This is a genomic window from Streptosporangium sp. NPDC005286 (assembly GCF_040607515.1).
Taxonomy (GTDB): domain Bacteria; phylum Actinomycetota; class Actinomycetes; order Streptosporangiales; family Streptosporangiaceae; genus Streptosporangium.
Genome location: NZ_JBEXGU010000119.1, coordinates 1 through 15653, shown reverse-complemented (window position 1 = coordinate 15653; position 15653 = coordinate 1). Strand labels below are relative to the sequence as shown.

12 protein-coding genes and 1 pseudogene are annotated in these 15653 nt (G+C 70.5%); 2 read left to right on the top strand and 11 right to left on the bottom strand.

All coding sequences use genetic code 11. The features are described from left to right. Positions 1-12: 12 nt before the first annotated feature. Genes ABZU75_RS32430 through ABZU75_RS32420 form a run of 3 tightly spaced genes read right to left on the bottom strand, consistent with a single transcriptional unit; the run spans position 13 to position 2635 of the window. Positions 13-561 carry a hypothetical protein gene (locus ABZU75_RS32430; protein WP_355562547.1) on the bottom strand — a complete coding sequence of 183 codons (549 nt, stop codon included), beginning with the start codon at positions 559-561 and terminating at the stop codon, positions 13-15. Continuing rightward, positions 558-1964 carry a HAMP domain-containing sensor histidine kinase gene (locus ABZU75_RS32425; RefSeq protein ID WP_355562544.1) on the bottom strand — a complete coding sequence of 469 codons (1407 nt, stop codon included), beginning with the start codon at positions 1962-1964 and terminating at the stop codon, positions 558-560. The genes ABZU75_RS32430 and ABZU75_RS32425 overlap by 4 nt, the downstream gene beginning before the upstream one ends. Next, positions 1961-2635 (bottom strand): response regulator transcription factor, encoded by a 675-nt coding sequence (locus ABZU75_RS32420; RefSeq protein WP_030910870.1) that lies wholly within the window; start codon positions 2633-2635, stop codon positions 1961-1963. Before ABZU75_RS32420 ends, ABZU75_RS32425 begins: the two co-directional genes overlap by 4 nt. Before the next feature lie 301 nt (positions 2636-2936). On the opposite strand from ABZU75_RS32420, the gene ABZU75_RS32415 reads away from it, so the two are divergent. Further along, entirely contained in the window at positions 2937-3665 is a 729-nt protein-coding gene (locus ABZU75_RS32415) for a transglycosylase SLT domain-containing protein (RefSeq protein ID WP_355562540.1), read from the top strand. Positions 3666-3725: 60 nt separating this feature from the next. Beyond that, on the top strand, positions 3726-5702 hold the full coding sequence (locus tag ABZU75_RS32410; protein WP_355562537.1) for a glycosyltransferase family 2 protein: 1977 nt from the start codon (positions 3726-3728) through the stop codon (positions 5700-5702). 42 nt (positions 5703-5744) lie between these two features. Here the strand turns inward: ABZU75_RS32410 and ABZU75_RS32405 are convergent, their stop codons facing one another. The 8 genes and pseudogenes from ABZU75_RS32405 to ABZU75_RS32370 all read right to left on the bottom strand — a co-directional run. Continuing rightward, a complete protein-coding gene (locus tag ABZU75_RS32405) occupies positions 5745-7070 on the bottom strand; it encodes a tannase/feruloyl esterase family alpha/beta hydrolase (RefSeq protein WP_355562534.1) in 1326 nt (441 codons plus the stop codon). Positions 7071-7289: 219 nt separating this feature from the next. Then, positions 7290-8309: an alpha/beta hydrolase gene (locus ABZU75_RS32400; RefSeq protein ID WP_355562531.1), complete on the bottom strand. Its 1020-nt coding sequence runs from the start codon at positions 8307-8309 to the stop codon at positions 7290-7292. A 20-nt stretch (positions 8310-8329) separates the two neighbouring features. Then, positions 8330-9649 (bottom strand): MFS transporter, encoded by a 1320-nt coding sequence (locus ABZU75_RS32395; protein ID WP_355562528.1) that lies wholly within the window; start codon positions 9647-9649, stop codon positions 8330-8332. Positions 9650-9856: 207 nt separating this feature from the next. After that, a complete protein-coding gene (locus ABZU75_RS32390) occupies positions 9857-11926 on the bottom strand; it encodes a helix-turn-helix domain-containing protein (protein WP_355562525.1) in 2070 nt (689 codons plus the stop codon). A 303-nt stretch (positions 11927-12229) separates the two neighbouring features. Next, on the bottom strand, positions 12230-12973 hold the full coding sequence (locus tag ABZU75_RS32385) for a 3-hydroxybutyrate dehydrogenase (protein WP_355562584.1): 744 nt from the start codon (positions 12971-12973) through the stop codon (positions 12230-12232). 173 nt (positions 12974-13146) lie between these two features. Next, positions 13147-13533 carry a tautomerase family protein gene (locus tag ABZU75_RS32380; protein WP_355562522.1) on the bottom strand — a complete coding sequence of 129 codons (387 nt, stop codon included), beginning with the start codon at positions 13531-13533 and terminating at the stop codon, positions 13147-13149. Positions 13534-13721: 188 nt separating this feature from the next. Continuing rightward, positions 13722-15113, bottom strand: a complete 1392-nt coding sequence (locus ABZU75_RS32375; protein ID WP_355562519.1) for a class II fumarate hydratase — start codon at positions 15111-15113, stop codon at positions 13722-13724. Positions 15114-15178: 65 nt separating this feature from the next. Continuing rightward, positions 15179-15653 (bottom strand): annotated as a pseudogene (locus ABZU75_RS32370) (hypothetical protein); the annotation flags it as partial.

Sequence of the window (15653 nt, the reverse complement as noted above, 5' to 3'; positions counted from 1 at the left end):
GTCAAGGAGTGCTCACGGCGGCAGCCGCACGCCGGGGGCCGCGAGCTTGCGGAACTCGAAGCAGGTGTGCTCGCCCATCGACTCCGGGACTCCGGGGAAGAGCCGGGTGATCTCGACGCTCCAGATGCTCTCCTGCTTGTTCTGCCGGATGGTGCAGGTGATCTGGGCGAGGCCCTCCTTGGAGATCCTGCCCTCGCCCGTGATGATCACATTCAGCCGGTAGCCCAGGCTGTCGTCCGGATCGTTGCGCTGGTCGGTGTTGTCGGAGTACCGGGTGGTTTTGGTGTCGTAGTGGCTGAAGTTGTTGAGCGCGCTGGTCAGCCCCCGTTTCGGCGGCTGCTTGCCCGCCCGGAAGAGGGTGTCGATGATGTTCTTGGCCGAGTCGGAGACCACCGGGATCCTGGCCGGTTCCAGCCGTCCGTCACGGAGCAGATAGACGGTCACCCAGGTCGGGCTGTAGCTGATCACCGGCGGGCGGCCGTAGTCCTGGACCTCGGTGGGAGAGATGCCGCATCCGCACAGGACCGCGAGGACGGCGAGCAGGCAGGTGAGGCGTCTCATGCCGGGGGCAGCCAGACCGTGAAGAGGGTTCCCGGCCGCTGCGCGCGGACCGAGATCGTGCCGCCGTGCAACTGGGCGTTGGCCCGCGCGATGGACAGGCCGAGCCCGCTGCCGTCGCCCCGGGCGCCCGCCTTGTAGAAGCGGTTGAACACAAACGGCAGATCCTTGGCGGGGATGCCCTTGCCGTGGTCGCGCACCTTCACCTCCAGGCCGTTCGGAGTACTGCGGGCGGTCACCATCACGGGAGGCTCCCCGTGGCGTAGGGCGTTGCCCACCAGGTTGGCCACGATGACGTCGAATCGCCGGGGATCGACGGAGAAGACCAGTCCCTGGGGCACGTTCACCCGTACCTGGTCCGACCAGCCGCGCATCTCCAGGCAGTCCCAGATCACGTCGATGATGTTCACAGTGTCCACGTTCAGCGTCGCGGTACCCGAGTCGAACCGGCTCGCCTCGATGAGCTGCTCCACCAGGGTCCGCAGCCGCGCGATCTCCCGCAACACCAGCTGCACGGCGGCCGCGGGCTCGGGTGGCAGCCGCTCGGCCTCCTCGGAGAGCATGTCGGTGACCGCGGTCATCGCGGTCAGCGGGGTCCTGAGCTCGTGGGAGACGTCGGCGACGAAGCGGCGGGACATCGCCTCCAGCGAGCGGAGCTCGGAGACGCTCCGCTCCAGGGCGGCGGCGGTGTCGTTGAACGTGGCGGTGAGTTCGGCGAGCTCGTCCTGGCCGTGCACGGGCAGGCGGGTGTCCAGGTGGCCGGCGCCGAGTGCGCGGGCCGCGGAGCCGAGCCGCCTGACCGGCAGCAGGAGCTGCCGGGCCGACAGCAGTCCCAGGGCCAGCGCGATGATCAGCATGGCGACGCTGGCGACGGCCAGCGGCTGCCGCAGGCCGCTGAGAAGGCGCTCCTCCTCGATGAGGGGGGCGAACACGAAGACGGTCATCCCGGTGGGCTGGGCGGTGTGGATGGGCTCGATCCGCCAGACCGGGGTGCCGATGAGCAGCCACATGCCGCCGTTGATGGTCTGCCGCTTGGCGACCATCCGCTGGGTGGCCCTGGCGGCGAGGTCGCCGGGGACGTCCCTGATGCCGAATTCGCCGTCGGGGTAGAGGAAGTCCTCGTAGCGGACCACCACCCTGCCGCCCTGCGGGCGCAGGCTCTTCTGCAGCGCGCTGATCTCGTCGTCGGTCGGCGGGCTGTCTCCGGGCCAGAGCGCGCCGATGGGCACCCTGATGCCCTCCAGGATGTCGCGCACGTCGCTCACGGCCACCTGCTCGGCGCGTCCGATCATGCGGCTCTTGACGAACTCGTAGCCGATCCCGGCGACCAGCGAGGAGGCGGTGACGGCGATCAGGGTGAAGGTGATCACCAGACGGCCGCGCAGGCCGGTGTGGGTACGTTTCACGGTGGGCTGAACCGGTAGCCGAATCCCCGTACCGTGTGGATGAACTCGGGCTCGGCGGGAACCGCCTCTATCTTGGCGCGGACCCGCTGGACACAGGCGTCGACCAGCCGGGAGTCCGCGACGTGCGTGTGGTCCCAGACGGCCCGCAGCAGGTATCTGCGGTTGAGCACCTGGCCGGGATGGCGGACGAGTTCGAGCAGGAGCCGCAGTTCGGTGGGGGTGAGGTGGACCTCGCGGCCGCTCAGCGACACCTTCAGCGCGCCCCTGTCGATGACCAGGTCGCCGAAGGTGATGCGGTCGGAGGCGACCGACTCCATCCGGCGCAGGACGGCGCGGATGCGGGCGTCCAGCACTCGCGGCTCGACCGGCTTGACCACGTAGTCGTCGGCCCCGGCCTCCAGCCCCACGACCACGTCGAGGTCGTCGCCCCTGGCGGTGAGCAGGATCACCGGAAGCTGGTCCAGCCTGCGGATGCGGCGGCACACCTCGACGCCGTCGATGCCGGGCAGCATGACGTCCAGGATGGCGATCTCGGGGCGGCGGGACCTGATGTGCTCAAGCGCCTCCTCACCGCTGGCGTATGCGGTGACGGAGTGGCCCTGCCGGGTGAGCGCCAGCTCCAGCCCGGTCCTGACCGAGGGGTCGTCTTCGACGAGGAGGATGCCTGCCACCGGGTAATCATTCTCCCAAGGCTTGGATGGATCTGCCAGGTCACGAACCCCGACATAAGGCAAACAGTACCTGAATAAGGGAGTCAAACCATGATTCAGGCACTCCCGTGATCACATAGAGAGGCGAAGCGGCGCCGTAGGGTAAAATGTGAGCAAAATCACTTCCATCTTTTCCTTGCCGGGAAAGCGCCCGTGGCCTGGTGATTAGCTTAGGAGAAGCCCGGCGGATCTCGTATGGCGCCGACCAAGTCTGCCGATCCGGTTGCGGACCACCCCCCTCCGCACGGCAAGCTCATAGGTCGTGAGTCCAGGATCACAGCAACTGAAGGACCGCTCGGCGGCGCCTCGTGCCCGCCGTGCGAACCGCAGAACGGCCAGGACGAAGGCGCCAGGCCGTCTGACCCCCAAACGCGTCCTGATCCTGGGCACCGCGGTCGTGGTCGTGGTGGGTGGCGGAGCCTTCACCGCCTACACCGCGGTCCAGAACGCCTCGGCGCCGCCCACGCAGCCGCTCACCCTGGAAGAGATGGCGCAGGTGCTCGGCTCCGACCCGTTCGGCTCCGACCTGGAGTCCGACATGCTGAAGGCCCAGGCGGCCCAGGCGCTCAAGGCCGACAAGATCGCCGCCGAGCGGGACAACCGCAAGGTGCTCAACCCGGTCAAGATCGTTGACGAGGCGCCGGGCGGTGGCGGGTTCAACCCGCAGCGGCTCCCCCCGGGCACCGCCAACCCGACCGGCAACAGGGCGCTGGGCAAGCAGATGCTGGAGTCCAGGGGCTGGGCCGACCAGTGGGGCTGCCTGGAGAAGCTCTGGATGAAGGAGAGCGGCTGGAACGAGCGCGCCATGAACACCTCCAGTGGCGCCTACGGCATCCCCCAGTCCCTCCCCGGCCACAAGATGGCCAGCTCGGGAAGCGACTGGCAGACCAACCCGGCCACCCAGATCGAGTGGGGGCTCACCTACATCAAGGGCCGCTACGGCACGCCCTGTGGGGCCTGGGCCCATTCCCAGGCCAAAGGCTGGTACTGAGAGACCAGGACTCGGCAAGTCTGACCGTCTCCCGGCCCCGGGCATCGCACCCTTGGCCGCATGGATGTGAAGGTCAGCGTGGTAGTGCCGGTGCACAACCCCGGTGATGGCGCCGACGCCTGTATCCGGTCGGTGCTGGAACAGTCGATGGCCTCCGAGGACTACGAGGTGATCTTCGCCGACGACGGCTCCGACGACGGGATCCAGCAGCGCCTCGACGCGGTGGCCGCGGTGCGGTCGAACGTCAAGGTGCTCCACCTGGAGCGGACCGGTTCGCCGATGCGCGGCCGCAATGTCGCACTCATGGTGGCCAGAGGCGAGTACGTCTACATGCTCGGCCAGACCGACCGCCTGGAACGGATGGCTCTGGAGCTGATGTACCGGCGTGCCGTGGAGACCGAGGCCGACATCCTCATCGGGCGGCTGGTCGACGACCAGAAGCCGCCCTCCCCGGTCTTCGACGTCAACCGTGAGCGTGCCGACGTGGTCAAGGACCGGCTGCTCACGCTGCTCACCCCGCACAAGCTCTTCCGCAGGGCCTTTCTCGACGACGAGGCGCTGAACTTCTCCGACCCCGGCGGGCGCCTGGCCGAGCAGGCCTTCGTCGTCCGCGCCTACCTGCGGGCCAAGATCATCGTGGTCATGGCCGACCAGGTCTGCTGTCACGTCGCCGAGCGGACCGAGCCGCAGGAGGACCCGTACGTCTGGGCCGCCGAGTTGCGCGAGCTGCTCGACATCATCGACGACGAGGTCCCCGAGGGCCGCAGGCGCGATCGGATGTACGCCCAGTGGTTCCGCACCGCGGTGCTGCGACGGCTCGGCGGAGGTGCGTTCGCCACCTCCTCCCTGGGCCGCGCGGCCACCTTCACGACCCTGCGCGAGCTGGTGGTCCAGCGTTTCCCCCCGCGCCTCGACCTGCTGCTGCCGGTGCAGTTGCGGGCCCGCGCCGCGCTGCTGCGGGCGGGCAGGCTCGACCAGCTCGTCATGCTGGCCGGAGCCACCCAGGGCATCCACCTCCAGGCCGACCTGATGGACGTCGTCTGGGACGACGGCGTGCTCACCATGGGGCTGACCGTGGAGATCATGCAGTCCGACGGCACCCCGATGCGCTTCATCCCCTACGGGCAGGACGGCCTGCTCTGGGAGCCTCCGGTGCCCCTGGACGGGCTCCGCCTCCCACCCGAGATGGCCGACGTCAGCCAGGCCGCTGCCAGGGCGCGGTTCGAGGTCTACATCAGGCACGAGGAGACCGGGGTCGTCTACTTCCTGCCGGTGGAGTGCTCGATGATCCGCTGCCGTCACCGTAACGGGGTCAGGCTCCAGGTCACCGGCACGGCACGGCTGGACGTCGACTCGGCGGCCGTGGACGGCCCGCTGCCGCCGGGGCTCTGGGAGATCCACGTGCGCATGTACGGGGGGGCTCAGCAGGCCCGTACCCGGGTGACCGGGTCCCCGCTGAACTGCACCGGGGTGGTCGCCGACTACTCCAAGCGGCTGGTCGTCCCCTGGTGGTCGGACCGGGGGGAGCTGGGGATCTGCGTGGAGCCCCGCTCGTTCTCCGAGTCGATCGTCCTGGTCTCGCCGGGTACGACGGTGATCAGGCAGCGCAAGCACGTCTTCGTGGTCGTGCCCGTGCCGTACGTGCCGCCGAGCGGGGGGCCGCCCGTGGAGCTGGTGCTCCGCCAGACCACCGGCAGGGAACGCGAGGTCGCCGCGCCCGCCCTGGTCGAGCCGGGCGTCCCCGGGCAGCTCGCCGGGCGGCTGATCGCCAAGATCCCGACCCGGCTGGCATACCGGGAGGGGTTCCTCGCGCCGGGCGTCTGGGCGCCCTTCCTACGGGTGGACGGTAAGGAGACCGGGCTCCGCTTCAAGATGGAGATGAACCGCGGCGGGCGAGTGGAGATCCTCAAGTCCGCCGCGGCCCGGCCTCCCGAGCCCTGGTACCCGCTGCTGAAACGCCTCGCGCTGCGGATACCGGGGGTCAGGAACGCGGTCCGGGTCACCAAGACCATGCAGCGCCGCTACATGCTCAGCTGACATTCGCCGGGCAGAGACCGGTCACCCGTACCGACGACCATGTCAGGCGCCCAGCCGGCACTCGTTGGGCAGGTCACCGCCGGAGGGCCTCGGCAGGGTCGCGCTCGGCGGCGGGTTCTGCCCGCGCTCCACCCAGCCCTCCATGGCCTCGAACGCGCTGCGGAAGCACGGCAGCAGCGGGCGAAGCCTGTCGGGGTAGGCGGCGTAGAGGCTGTCCACATGGGTTCCGTCGGTGACCCGGTAGTACCGGAACGGCCGGTGCCCGCCGACCATCTCCGCGTAGACGTCACCGGAGCGGGAGATCGGCAGCAGCGTGTCCAGCGTGCCGTGGATCGTGATCAGCGGCTTGCCGATCCGGCCGGTGAGCCCGATCTTCCGCACCGCCGCGTACGGCTTGCGCGCGTCGTAGTCGTAGTCGGCGTCGCAGGCGGGGGTGCCCGAGGCGCAGAACGGGGTGCCCGCCTCGGTGTCGCCGTCGAAGGTGGGGTCGAGCTCCTCGCGGTAGACGCGCTGGGTCAGGTCCCAGTAGTACTGGTAGTGGAAGGGCCACAGGAACTCCGACCCGCGTGCGAACCCGGCGTCGTACATCGCCTGGGTGTCGCCCGCCGGGTAGGCCCGCAGTGCCGGGGGCAGGTAGTTGAGCAGGTTGTCGCCCTTGACCCGCCAGAGCGTGCCCTCCCAGTCGATCCCGCCGTCATAGAGCCAGGCCCGGTTCTCCAACTGCCAGCGGACCAGGTATCCGCCGTTGGAGATGCCCGCCGCGTAGGTCCGCTTCGGGAGCCTGCCGTAGCGCTGCGCGACGACGGCCTTGGCCGCGACCGCGACCTGCGTGACCCGGTCGTTCCACTCCGCGACCGCGTCGCCGGGCCTGCGGCCGTCCTGGTAGAAGGTGACGCCGACGTTGCCCTTGTCCGTCACGGCGTAGGCGTAGCCCCTGGCCAGCGCCCAGTCGGAGATGGTGAAGTCGTTCGCGTACTGCTCCCTGTTGCCGGGGGTGCCCGCGACCACCAGCCCGCCGTTCCAGTCGTCGGGCAGCCGGAGCACGAACTGCGAGTCGTGGTTCCAGCCGTGCGTGGTGTTGGAGGTCGAGGTGTCGGGAAAGTAGCCGTCGACCTGGATGCCGGGCACGCCCGTGGGGTTGACCGCCCCCGCCGGGTGCAGGCCCGCCCAGTCGGCCGGGTCGGTGTGCCCGGAGATGATCGTGCCGGCCGTTGTGAGGTCGTTCAGGCACGCCTTCACCTGGTGCTCGGCCCCCGGCACCACCACCCGGTCCAGCCGGGCGCAGTGCGCGGGAGAGGTCCCCGCGCTCGCCGCGGGACTGCCCGCCAGGAGGGCGGTGAAGATGACGGCGGCGAGCCCTCCGGCCATGACCGGACCCCGCCGACGGCCGGACCGGGAAGCACCGCGAGGAACGGGCGGGGTAACCCATTCCGAGAGGCACCGTAGGGGACGAGTCAAGCGATCTATCATGAGGGACTCCCGTGAGGACGCGCCGGCGACTGGACTGAGGAGAGAGGGGTCGTGAGGAACGAGCGGCCCCTCTTGACGAGGGAAGGAGCCGGGTTCGAGCGGCCGAACCGCGACGCGCTAGCGTCGCAAATGGCGGGTGAGGGCGGTGCGGAACTCCTCCGGGCGCTCGATGTGCGGGCTGTGACCGCTGTCCAGGACTACCTCGGTGTACGGGCCGTACCGTTCCAGGACGGCGCGGGTCTGGGTGATCATCGGCTGCGCCGGGGTGCCGGGGGAGCCGGGGACGACCCCCAGGGCGCCCAGGTGGGCCAGGTCGAACAGCGAGGTGTCGGAGACGATCACGTCGGCCTCGCCCCTGACCCACAGGATCGGCGGCTTCGGGTCGATCGTGTGCAGGTCGTCGATCCGGAAGTGCGTCGGTGAGAAGGAGTTGAGCACGCCCCGCGTGCCGGGACGCACCCCCGGCCACTCCTCCGACGTCACCACGTCGCCCGGGTAGTGGTCATCGCCGACCCTCGTGGAGAGCATCGACGCGACCAGGGCGTCCTCGTCCTTGATCACTGTGCCGGGCTTCACGTACGTGGTCCGCATCACGTTCCTCGGTGACGTCGGGGAGTCGTCGGAGGCGTCCCCCGCCGCGAGCAGCTTCACGAAGTCCGGGTTCGCCGACCCGCCGCCGGCGCCCGTGCCGTCGGGGTGGTTCAGCGCCCCGTCGGGGCCGTGTGTGCCGCCGAAGCCGTACGGGGAGACCGGATTGACCAGCGTCACGCTCCGCACGACGGCCGGCCGGTCCCGCAGCGCCTGCAGCACCACCCCGCCGCCCATGCTCCAGCCGACCAGGTGCACGCCGTCCAGCCCGAGGGCGTCGATGAGGGCGAGCACGTCGTCGGAGTAGTCCCGCAGGCCGCGGGTGGCGTCGACCGGGGCCGGCTCGGTGTCGCCGAAGCCCCGCAGGTCGACGGCGAGCGGCCGGTGACCCGCCTCCGCCAGGGCGAGCAACGTGTCCCGCCAGAAGGCGGAGCTCGACACGTTCCCGTGCACGAACAGCACCGGCTCGCCACCTGCCGTCCCATCGGCGGCGGACAGCACGTTCTGGGTGATGCGGGCGGTGGGTACCCGCCGGCTCTCGATGCGCATCAGATGTCTCTCCATCATGCTCAGCGGGTGGTCGGGGCCTCGTCGCGGGTACCGAGGGTGACGAGGTCACGTCCCCGGGTCTCACGTGAGACGTACACGGTGATCAGGGTGACTACGGCGGCTCCGACCACGTACAGCATGACCGGCAGCGACGACTCGTAGGCGCTCAGCAGGGCCACCGCGATCAGCGGGGCCAGGCCGCCCGCGATGATCGAGGCGAGCTGCGAGCCGATCGACACGCCCGAGTAGCGCATCCTGGTGGCGAACAACTCGGAGAAGAACGCCGCCTGCGGGCCGTACATCGCACCGTGCAGGATCAGCCCGACGGTCACCGCCAGGGTGACCGCGGCGAAGTTCTTCGTGTCGATCAGCGGGAAGAACGCGAAGGCCCACAGGCCCACCCCGGCGGCGCCGATCAGGTAGACGGGGCGGCGGCCGAGCCGGTCGGAGAGCGCCCCCCACAGCGGGATCGAGACGAAGTGGACGGCCGACCCGATCAGCACCGCGTTGAGCACGACGGGTTTCGTCAGCCCCGCCGACGTCGTCGCGTAGACCAGCACGAACGCGGTGAGGATGTAGTAGGAGACGTTCTCCGCGAAGCGGGCGCCGATCGCGGTGATCACGTCCCGCCAGTGGTGCCTGAACACCTCGACGATCGGCATGGACGGGGCGGGCTCGGCGTTGGCGACGGCCTGCTGGAAGACCGGCGACTCGCTGATGGACAGCCGGATCCACATGCCGACCAGTACCAGCGCGCCGGAGAGCAGGAAGGGCACCCGCCATCCCCAGCTCAGGAAGGCCTCGTCCGTCTGGATCGCGGCCAGCGCCGCCAGCACGGCGGTGGCCAGCAGGTTGCCGCCGGGGGCGCCCGCCTGCGGCCAGGAGGCCCAGAAGCCGCGGCGCTCCGCGTCGCCGTGCTCGGAGACGATGAGCACCGCGCCTCCCCACTCACCGCCGAGGGCGAAGCCCTGGACGAGCCGGAGCAGGGTCAGCAGCAGCGGTGCCACCATGCCGATCGCGGCGTGGGTCGGCAGGCAGCCGATCAGGAAGGTCGCCCCGCCCATCAGCAGCAGGCTGAGCACCAGCAGCTTCTTGCGGCCGACCCGGTCGCCGTAGTGCCCGAAGACCAGTGCGCCCAGCGGGCGGGCCACGAAGCCCACCGCGTAGGTCAGGAACGCCAGCAGGGTACCGGTCAGCGGCTCCGACTCGGGGAAGAAGAGCTTCGGGAAGACCAGGGCGGCGGCGGAACCGTAAAGGAAGAAGTCATACCACTCGATCGTGGTGCCGATGAGGCTGGCGCCGACGATCTTTCCGATGGGGGTTCGGGTTTTCTCTGCCATCTCACTCACCAGGGGGAGTCGCTGTTGGGGGGATTTCGGCTACCGTACGTAGTGACCGGCGTCACTCCTATGGGGGTGACAGCCATAGCCGACAAGCGTCCTATGTGGGTGTTCGGGGCCGTGCGATACGCCCGCGGCGGCCGGGCTCGGCGGCAGGGGCTCGGCGCCGCCGGGGGATCGGAGCGGAGGACCGCGTGGGCCGCCGAGTCAGCCGCTGAGGCGGTGCAGGCGGAGAGCGAGTTGGATCTCCAGGGCCCGGTCGGGCGCCTGCCAGTCGTCACCGAGGAGCTGGCCGATCCGATCCAGACGCTGGGTGACCGTGTTGACATGGATGTGCAGGGTCTCGCTCGTACGCGACAGCGAGCCGCCCACGCCGAAGTACGCGGTGAGCGTCCGCACCAGCGCGGTGCCCTTGCGGGCGTCGTAGTCGATCACCGGGCCGAGCGTCGAGGTGAGGAACGCCCCGATGTCGCGTCCCTCGCCGACCAGCAGTCCGACGAAGCCGAGCTCTCTGGCGTCGGCACCGTCTCCGGCCCGCCCCAGGGCCACCAGGGCGTCGGCGCAGCGCTGGGCCTCCCGGTGCCCCGCGGCCACCTCCGCGGCGCCGCGTACGGGTCCTCCGGCGCCCGCCGTGGCCGGGTGGCCCAGCGAGGCGCTCAGTTCGGTCGCCACCCGCTTCGCCAGCGGGCCGGGCCGGTCCCCCGGCAGCAGCAGGACCACCTCGTCACCGCGCTGGGCGGCCAGGCCGTGGTGCAGGGCCGCCTGGGAGGACGCCCAGAAGGCGGCCCGCTCCCGCCCGCCGCCGTGGCGGACCACGACCACCACGTGGTCGGCGTCCAGGTTCACGCCCACCCGCCGGGCCCGGTCGGCCAGGCCGTCGAGTTCGGGCCGCGAGATCAGGTCGTCGAGCAGTTCGCCCCTGACCCGGCCCTCCGCCTCGGCCACCGTGCGCCGGAACAGCAGCAGCAACGCGGTGACCAGCGCGGCCCGCTCCAGGATGCGATGATCGGCGTCCGACATCTGGCCGCCGTTGCGCAACACCAGCGTGCACAGCGGTTCCGCACCCACGTCCACCGAGGCGACCAGCAGGTTCCCCCGCCACACGGTGCGCCCGAGTGCCCTCGACGACCGCGCGGCGTCCGCGATCACGTCCGCCGCCTTCCGCGGCGGCTGCCCGGAGCCCTCCTTCCGACCGGCACCGGACCTCCGGGCCGGCTTCCGCGCCGACCTCTGGGTGGATCTCGGTGCCGATCTCTGCTCGGATTCCGCCCGGTCGAGCGTCTCCTCGTCCAGCGTGCCTTCCAGCACGTTCGCGTCCCCGGCGATCGGGCGTCCGGCGTCGTCGAGCACCGTCAGCGAGCCGCCGAGCACCTCCGTCACCACCGCCGCCACGTCTTCGACCCCGCCGCCGCGCAGCACCAGACCGGTCATCCGGTCGTGTGCGAGAGCCGCGCGTTCCACCGCCTGGCTGTGCGCGTTCACCTGCCGGCTGGCCTCGCTGAGCTCCTCCAGCGCGTTCCTGGTCTCCTGTAGCAGCCGGGCGTTGTCGATCGCCACCGCCGCGTGCGCGGCCAGCGAGCCGAGCAGCACGACCTCGTCCTGGGTGAAGGGCCGTACGCTCCGATTGGCCGCGAACAGCACCCCGATCACCCGAGTGCCCAGCTTGAGCGGCACGCCGAGGATGGCGACCAGCCCCTCCTCCAGTACCGCGTCGTCGATGTCGGTCTTGTGCCGGAAGCGCGCGTCGGCGAAGTAGTCGGCGGTCGAGTACGGGGTGGCGGTCTGGGCCACCAGCCCGCCGAGACCCGCGCCCATGGGCAGCCGTAGCGCCCGGAACTTCGCCGAGACCGAGCCGTCGGTCACCCGCATCCAGGTGTCGCCCCGCTCGGGGTCGTGCAGTGTCATGTAGGCGGCATCGGTGCCGAGCAGCTGCCTGGCCCGGTGCACGATGGCCTCCAGGACGGCGTCCAGATCCCGCAGTCCCGCGAGGTCGCCGGCCGTGTCGAACAGCGCGGACAGCTCCGCCTCACGCTTCGCCCTGCGCCGCAGCAACGCCCGTACCTTCAACGCGGTGAGCTTGGCCTCTTCCAGCTCGGCCAGCGCCTCCGCGCCGATGCCGGCGCTCCTCGCCGCGAGAACGGGTCCCTCGAACTCGACCGCCGACGCCTCCCTGGCCAGCAGCTCAAGAAAGATGGTGTTAATTGCGACGCGTGTTGTCGGCGACGCTGCGCGTCGCGGTGAGGCCGCTGGGATCCGGCTCCTTCCCTCGTCGTTCATCCGCTTCGCTCTGTGTTGTCGGCGACGCTGGCGCGTCGCGGTGAGGCCGCTCTTATCCGGCTCCTTCCCTCGTCGTTCATCCGCTTCGCTCCTTCACTCCTCAGTCCAGTCCCCGGCGCGGCCTCACAGGCACTCCTCAGTCCAGTCCCCGGCGCGGCCTCACGGCACTCCTCGGTCCAGTCGCCGGCGCGGCCTCACGGGTAGTCCCTTGAGATGGGGCGTTTGGCCCGTCCCTTATGTCGCGTCCTTTTTATCGGAGACTTCTTTGTTCCTCGGTTCACTCCCGGTGCGGTCCCGCGGGGGTCAGCGGGCGGTCCAGCCGCCGTCGAGGGAGAGGGAGGTGCCGGTTATGGAGGAGGCGTGCGGGCCGCAGAGGTAGGCGACGAGTTCGGCTACCTCCGCGGGTTCGATGAGCCGTTTGATGGCGGCGGGGGCGAGCATGATCTGCTCGACCACCTCGTCCCTGCCGATGCCGTGGGTCCCGGCCTGGGCGCCGATCTGGTTCTCCACCAGGGGGGTGCGGACGTAGGCGGGGCTGACGCAGTTGGAGGTGACGCCGTGTGGGGCGCCCTCCAGGGCGATCACCTTGGACAGCCCTTCGAGGGCGTGCTTGGCGGTGACGTACGCGGACTTGTAGGGCGAGGCGCGGAGCCCGTGGACCGAGGAGATGTTGACGATCCGGCCCCAGCCGCGCTCGTACATTCCCGGCAGCGCCTCCCTGACCAGCAGGAAGGGCGCCTCCACCATCACTTTGAGTATTTTGGAGAACACCTCGGGGGGAAACTTCTCGATCGGGGCGACGTGCTGGAACCCCGCGTTGTTCACCAGGATGTCCGTGCCGGGCGGGATCGCCCGGGTGAAGTCCGGTGCCGACAGGTCCGCGACGACGGGTGTCCCCGAGATCTCCGCGGCGACCTTGGCCGCGGCCTCGGCGTCGATGTCGACCACCAGCACGTGTGCTCCGGCCGCGGCCAGCCGGTGCGCGCAGGCGCGCCCGATCCCGCTGCCCGCCCCGGTCACCACGGCGCGCCGACCCGCTAGGTCCATCATGCTGCCGAATCTAGGCAATGACCTGAATCCCAGCCCATGTCGCCCACCCCCACACTCCATTCCCGGTATATGTGGCCTGGCTCCGCCCTCCCGCCCGGTTCGGGGAGATGTCGATGCGTGCCGGAGTACGAGCCTCCCGGGCCGGCCACCGCCGAGGGGAAGGCGGTGTCTCAGATGGTGACCGGATACATGAGCGTCAGCTCGTCGCCGGGGAGGCCGCGGATGCCCCAGTTGACCTTGGGCGACTCCAGGATCACGATCTCCAGGTCCTCGGCGGGGAGATCGAGTGCCTCCCCGGTCCTGGTGAACAGGGCGCGGATCAGCGCGCGCTTGGCCTCGTCCGACCGGCCGCCGAAGCAGACGATCTCCACGATGAGGTACCGCTCGCTCCGCTGCGGGCAGACCAGGTCCTCGGCGTCCAGCAGCAGGAACCGGTGGAACCGCTTGTCCTCGGGGAGCTGCCAGACGTCCACCAGGCAGCCGTGGACGGTGTCGGAGATCTCCTGACGCCGGCCGGACCACACGTCCCGGCGGCCGTAGAACTTGATCTGGGTCATGTCTCGCAGTTTCGCAGGTGACCGGTGCACGGCGCAGGTCGGGGCGCGGCTCCGGGCACCGCCCTGCGGATCTCGCCGTGGCGTGGGCCGGTCAGGCGGTGCCTCGCGAGGCGGGGGAGGGAGCCGCGGCACGACGCGGCGGGGCGCGTCCGGGCGACCGTGGTGAGCGGAGGCGCGGTAGGCGGGAGCTAGGACGGAGGCCGGGTCATGGACAGCACGTCGAGCAGGTCGTCGAGCCGTTCCTCGGTGAGGGTGCCGTTGGTGACGTGGCCGCGCTCGATGACGACCTCGCGGATGGTCTTGCGCTCGGCCAGGGCCTGCTTCGCTATCTTGGCGGCCTCCTCGTACCCGACGTAGGGGTTGAGTGGGGTGACGATCGACGGCGAGGACTCCGCGTACTCGCGCAGGCGGTCGGTGTTGGCGGTTATGCCGTGCACGCACCGGTCGGCCAGTAGCCGGGAGGCGTTGGCGATCAGCCGGATGGACTCCAGGATGTTGCGCGCGATGACCGGGAGCATCACGTTGAGCTCGAACGTGCCCGAGGCGCCGGAGAAGGCGATGGCCGCGTCGTTCCCGATGACCTGGGCGACGACCATGGTCACCGCCTCGGGGACGACCGGGTTGACCTTGCCCGGCATGATCGACGAGCCGGGCTGGAGGTCGGGCAGGTTGATCTCGCCCAGCCCCGCCCGGGGGCCGGAACCCATCCAGCGGAGATCGTTGGCGATCTTGTTGAGCGAGACCGCGACCGTGCGGAGCTGGCCGGAGAGCTCCACGATGGCGTCCCGGGCCCCCTGGGCCTCGAAGTGGTCGGGAGCCTCGGAGAACGGCAGCCCGGTGGCCTCGCGCAGCTTCTCGATGACCTTGGCCGCGAAGCCGGGAGGGGTGTTGACGCCGGTGCCGACCGCCGTACCGCCCAGGGGCAGCTGGGCGAGGTGCGGGAGCGCGCCGCGCACCCGCCCGATGGCGTTGTCGATCTGCGTGGCGTACCCGCCGAACTCCTGGCCCAGCGTGACCGGGGTGGCGTCCATCAGGTGCGTGCGCCCCGCCTTCACCACGCCGTCGAACTCCAGTGACTTGTCCCGCAGCGCGGTGGCCAGGTGCCGTAGGGAGGGGAGCAGGTGGTACGACACCTCGGTCATGGCGGCGACGTGGATGGAGGTGGGGAACACGTCGTTGGACGACTGTGAGGCGTTCACGTGGTCGTTGGGGTGGACGGGGCGGCCCAGCCGCTCCTCGGCGAGGGTGGCGATCACCTCGTTGGCGTTCATGTTGGAGGAGGTGCCGGAGCCGGTCTGGAAGACGTCGACGGGGAACTCGCCGTCCCACTCGTTCTCCGCGACGTCGGTGGCGGCCTCGGCGATCGCCTGCGCCATCTCCTTGTCGAGCACCCCCAGTTCGGCGTTGACCTCGGCGGAGAGGGCCTTGATCAGGCCGAGTGCGGAGATGTGCGGAACCTCCAGCCCGCGCCCGGAGACGGGGAAGTTCTCCACCGCCCGCTGGGTCTGCGCCCGCCACTTCGCGCCCGCAGGCACCCGCACCTCGCCCATCGAGTCATGCTCGATCCGATACTCGCTCATACGTCCAGTCTGCGTCCCAGGGAGGGAATCAAACCGGCGGGTGCGGGTCCTTACCGGGGGAGTCCTCAGGAGAAGGCGGCCACCACCAGGATCATGATCACTACCAGTGCGATCGCGGCCACGCCCATGAGGACGAGGATGCCGATCGGGGGCTTTTTCGAGGGGGCCTGCTGCTCCCCGGGGGCACCGGGGGCGCCGGGGGCGTGCCGGCCGTTCTGACCCGCGATCGCGAACAGGTCGGTGCCCAGGCCGGGAGAGCGGCCGAAGGCGCCGTCGGAGGACTCGGGCCCCGGCGGGCGCCAGGGCTGCGAGGACATCGGGGCTCCCGGGCCGGCGGGGTCGCCGGGGAGCGGGCCGTACGGCGGGGCGGCGGGAGCTTCCGGGCGTCCGGCGACGGGCGCCCCGAACTCCGGATCGATCGGGGGGAAGCCGTGCGGCGGGGTGGCGGAGAGGTCAGGCTTCCCGCTGTCGGGGAATCCGTGCTCGTTCTCCTGCCACCCGAAGGCGCCCGGGCCGCGACCGGCGGTCGCGGGTCCCCGG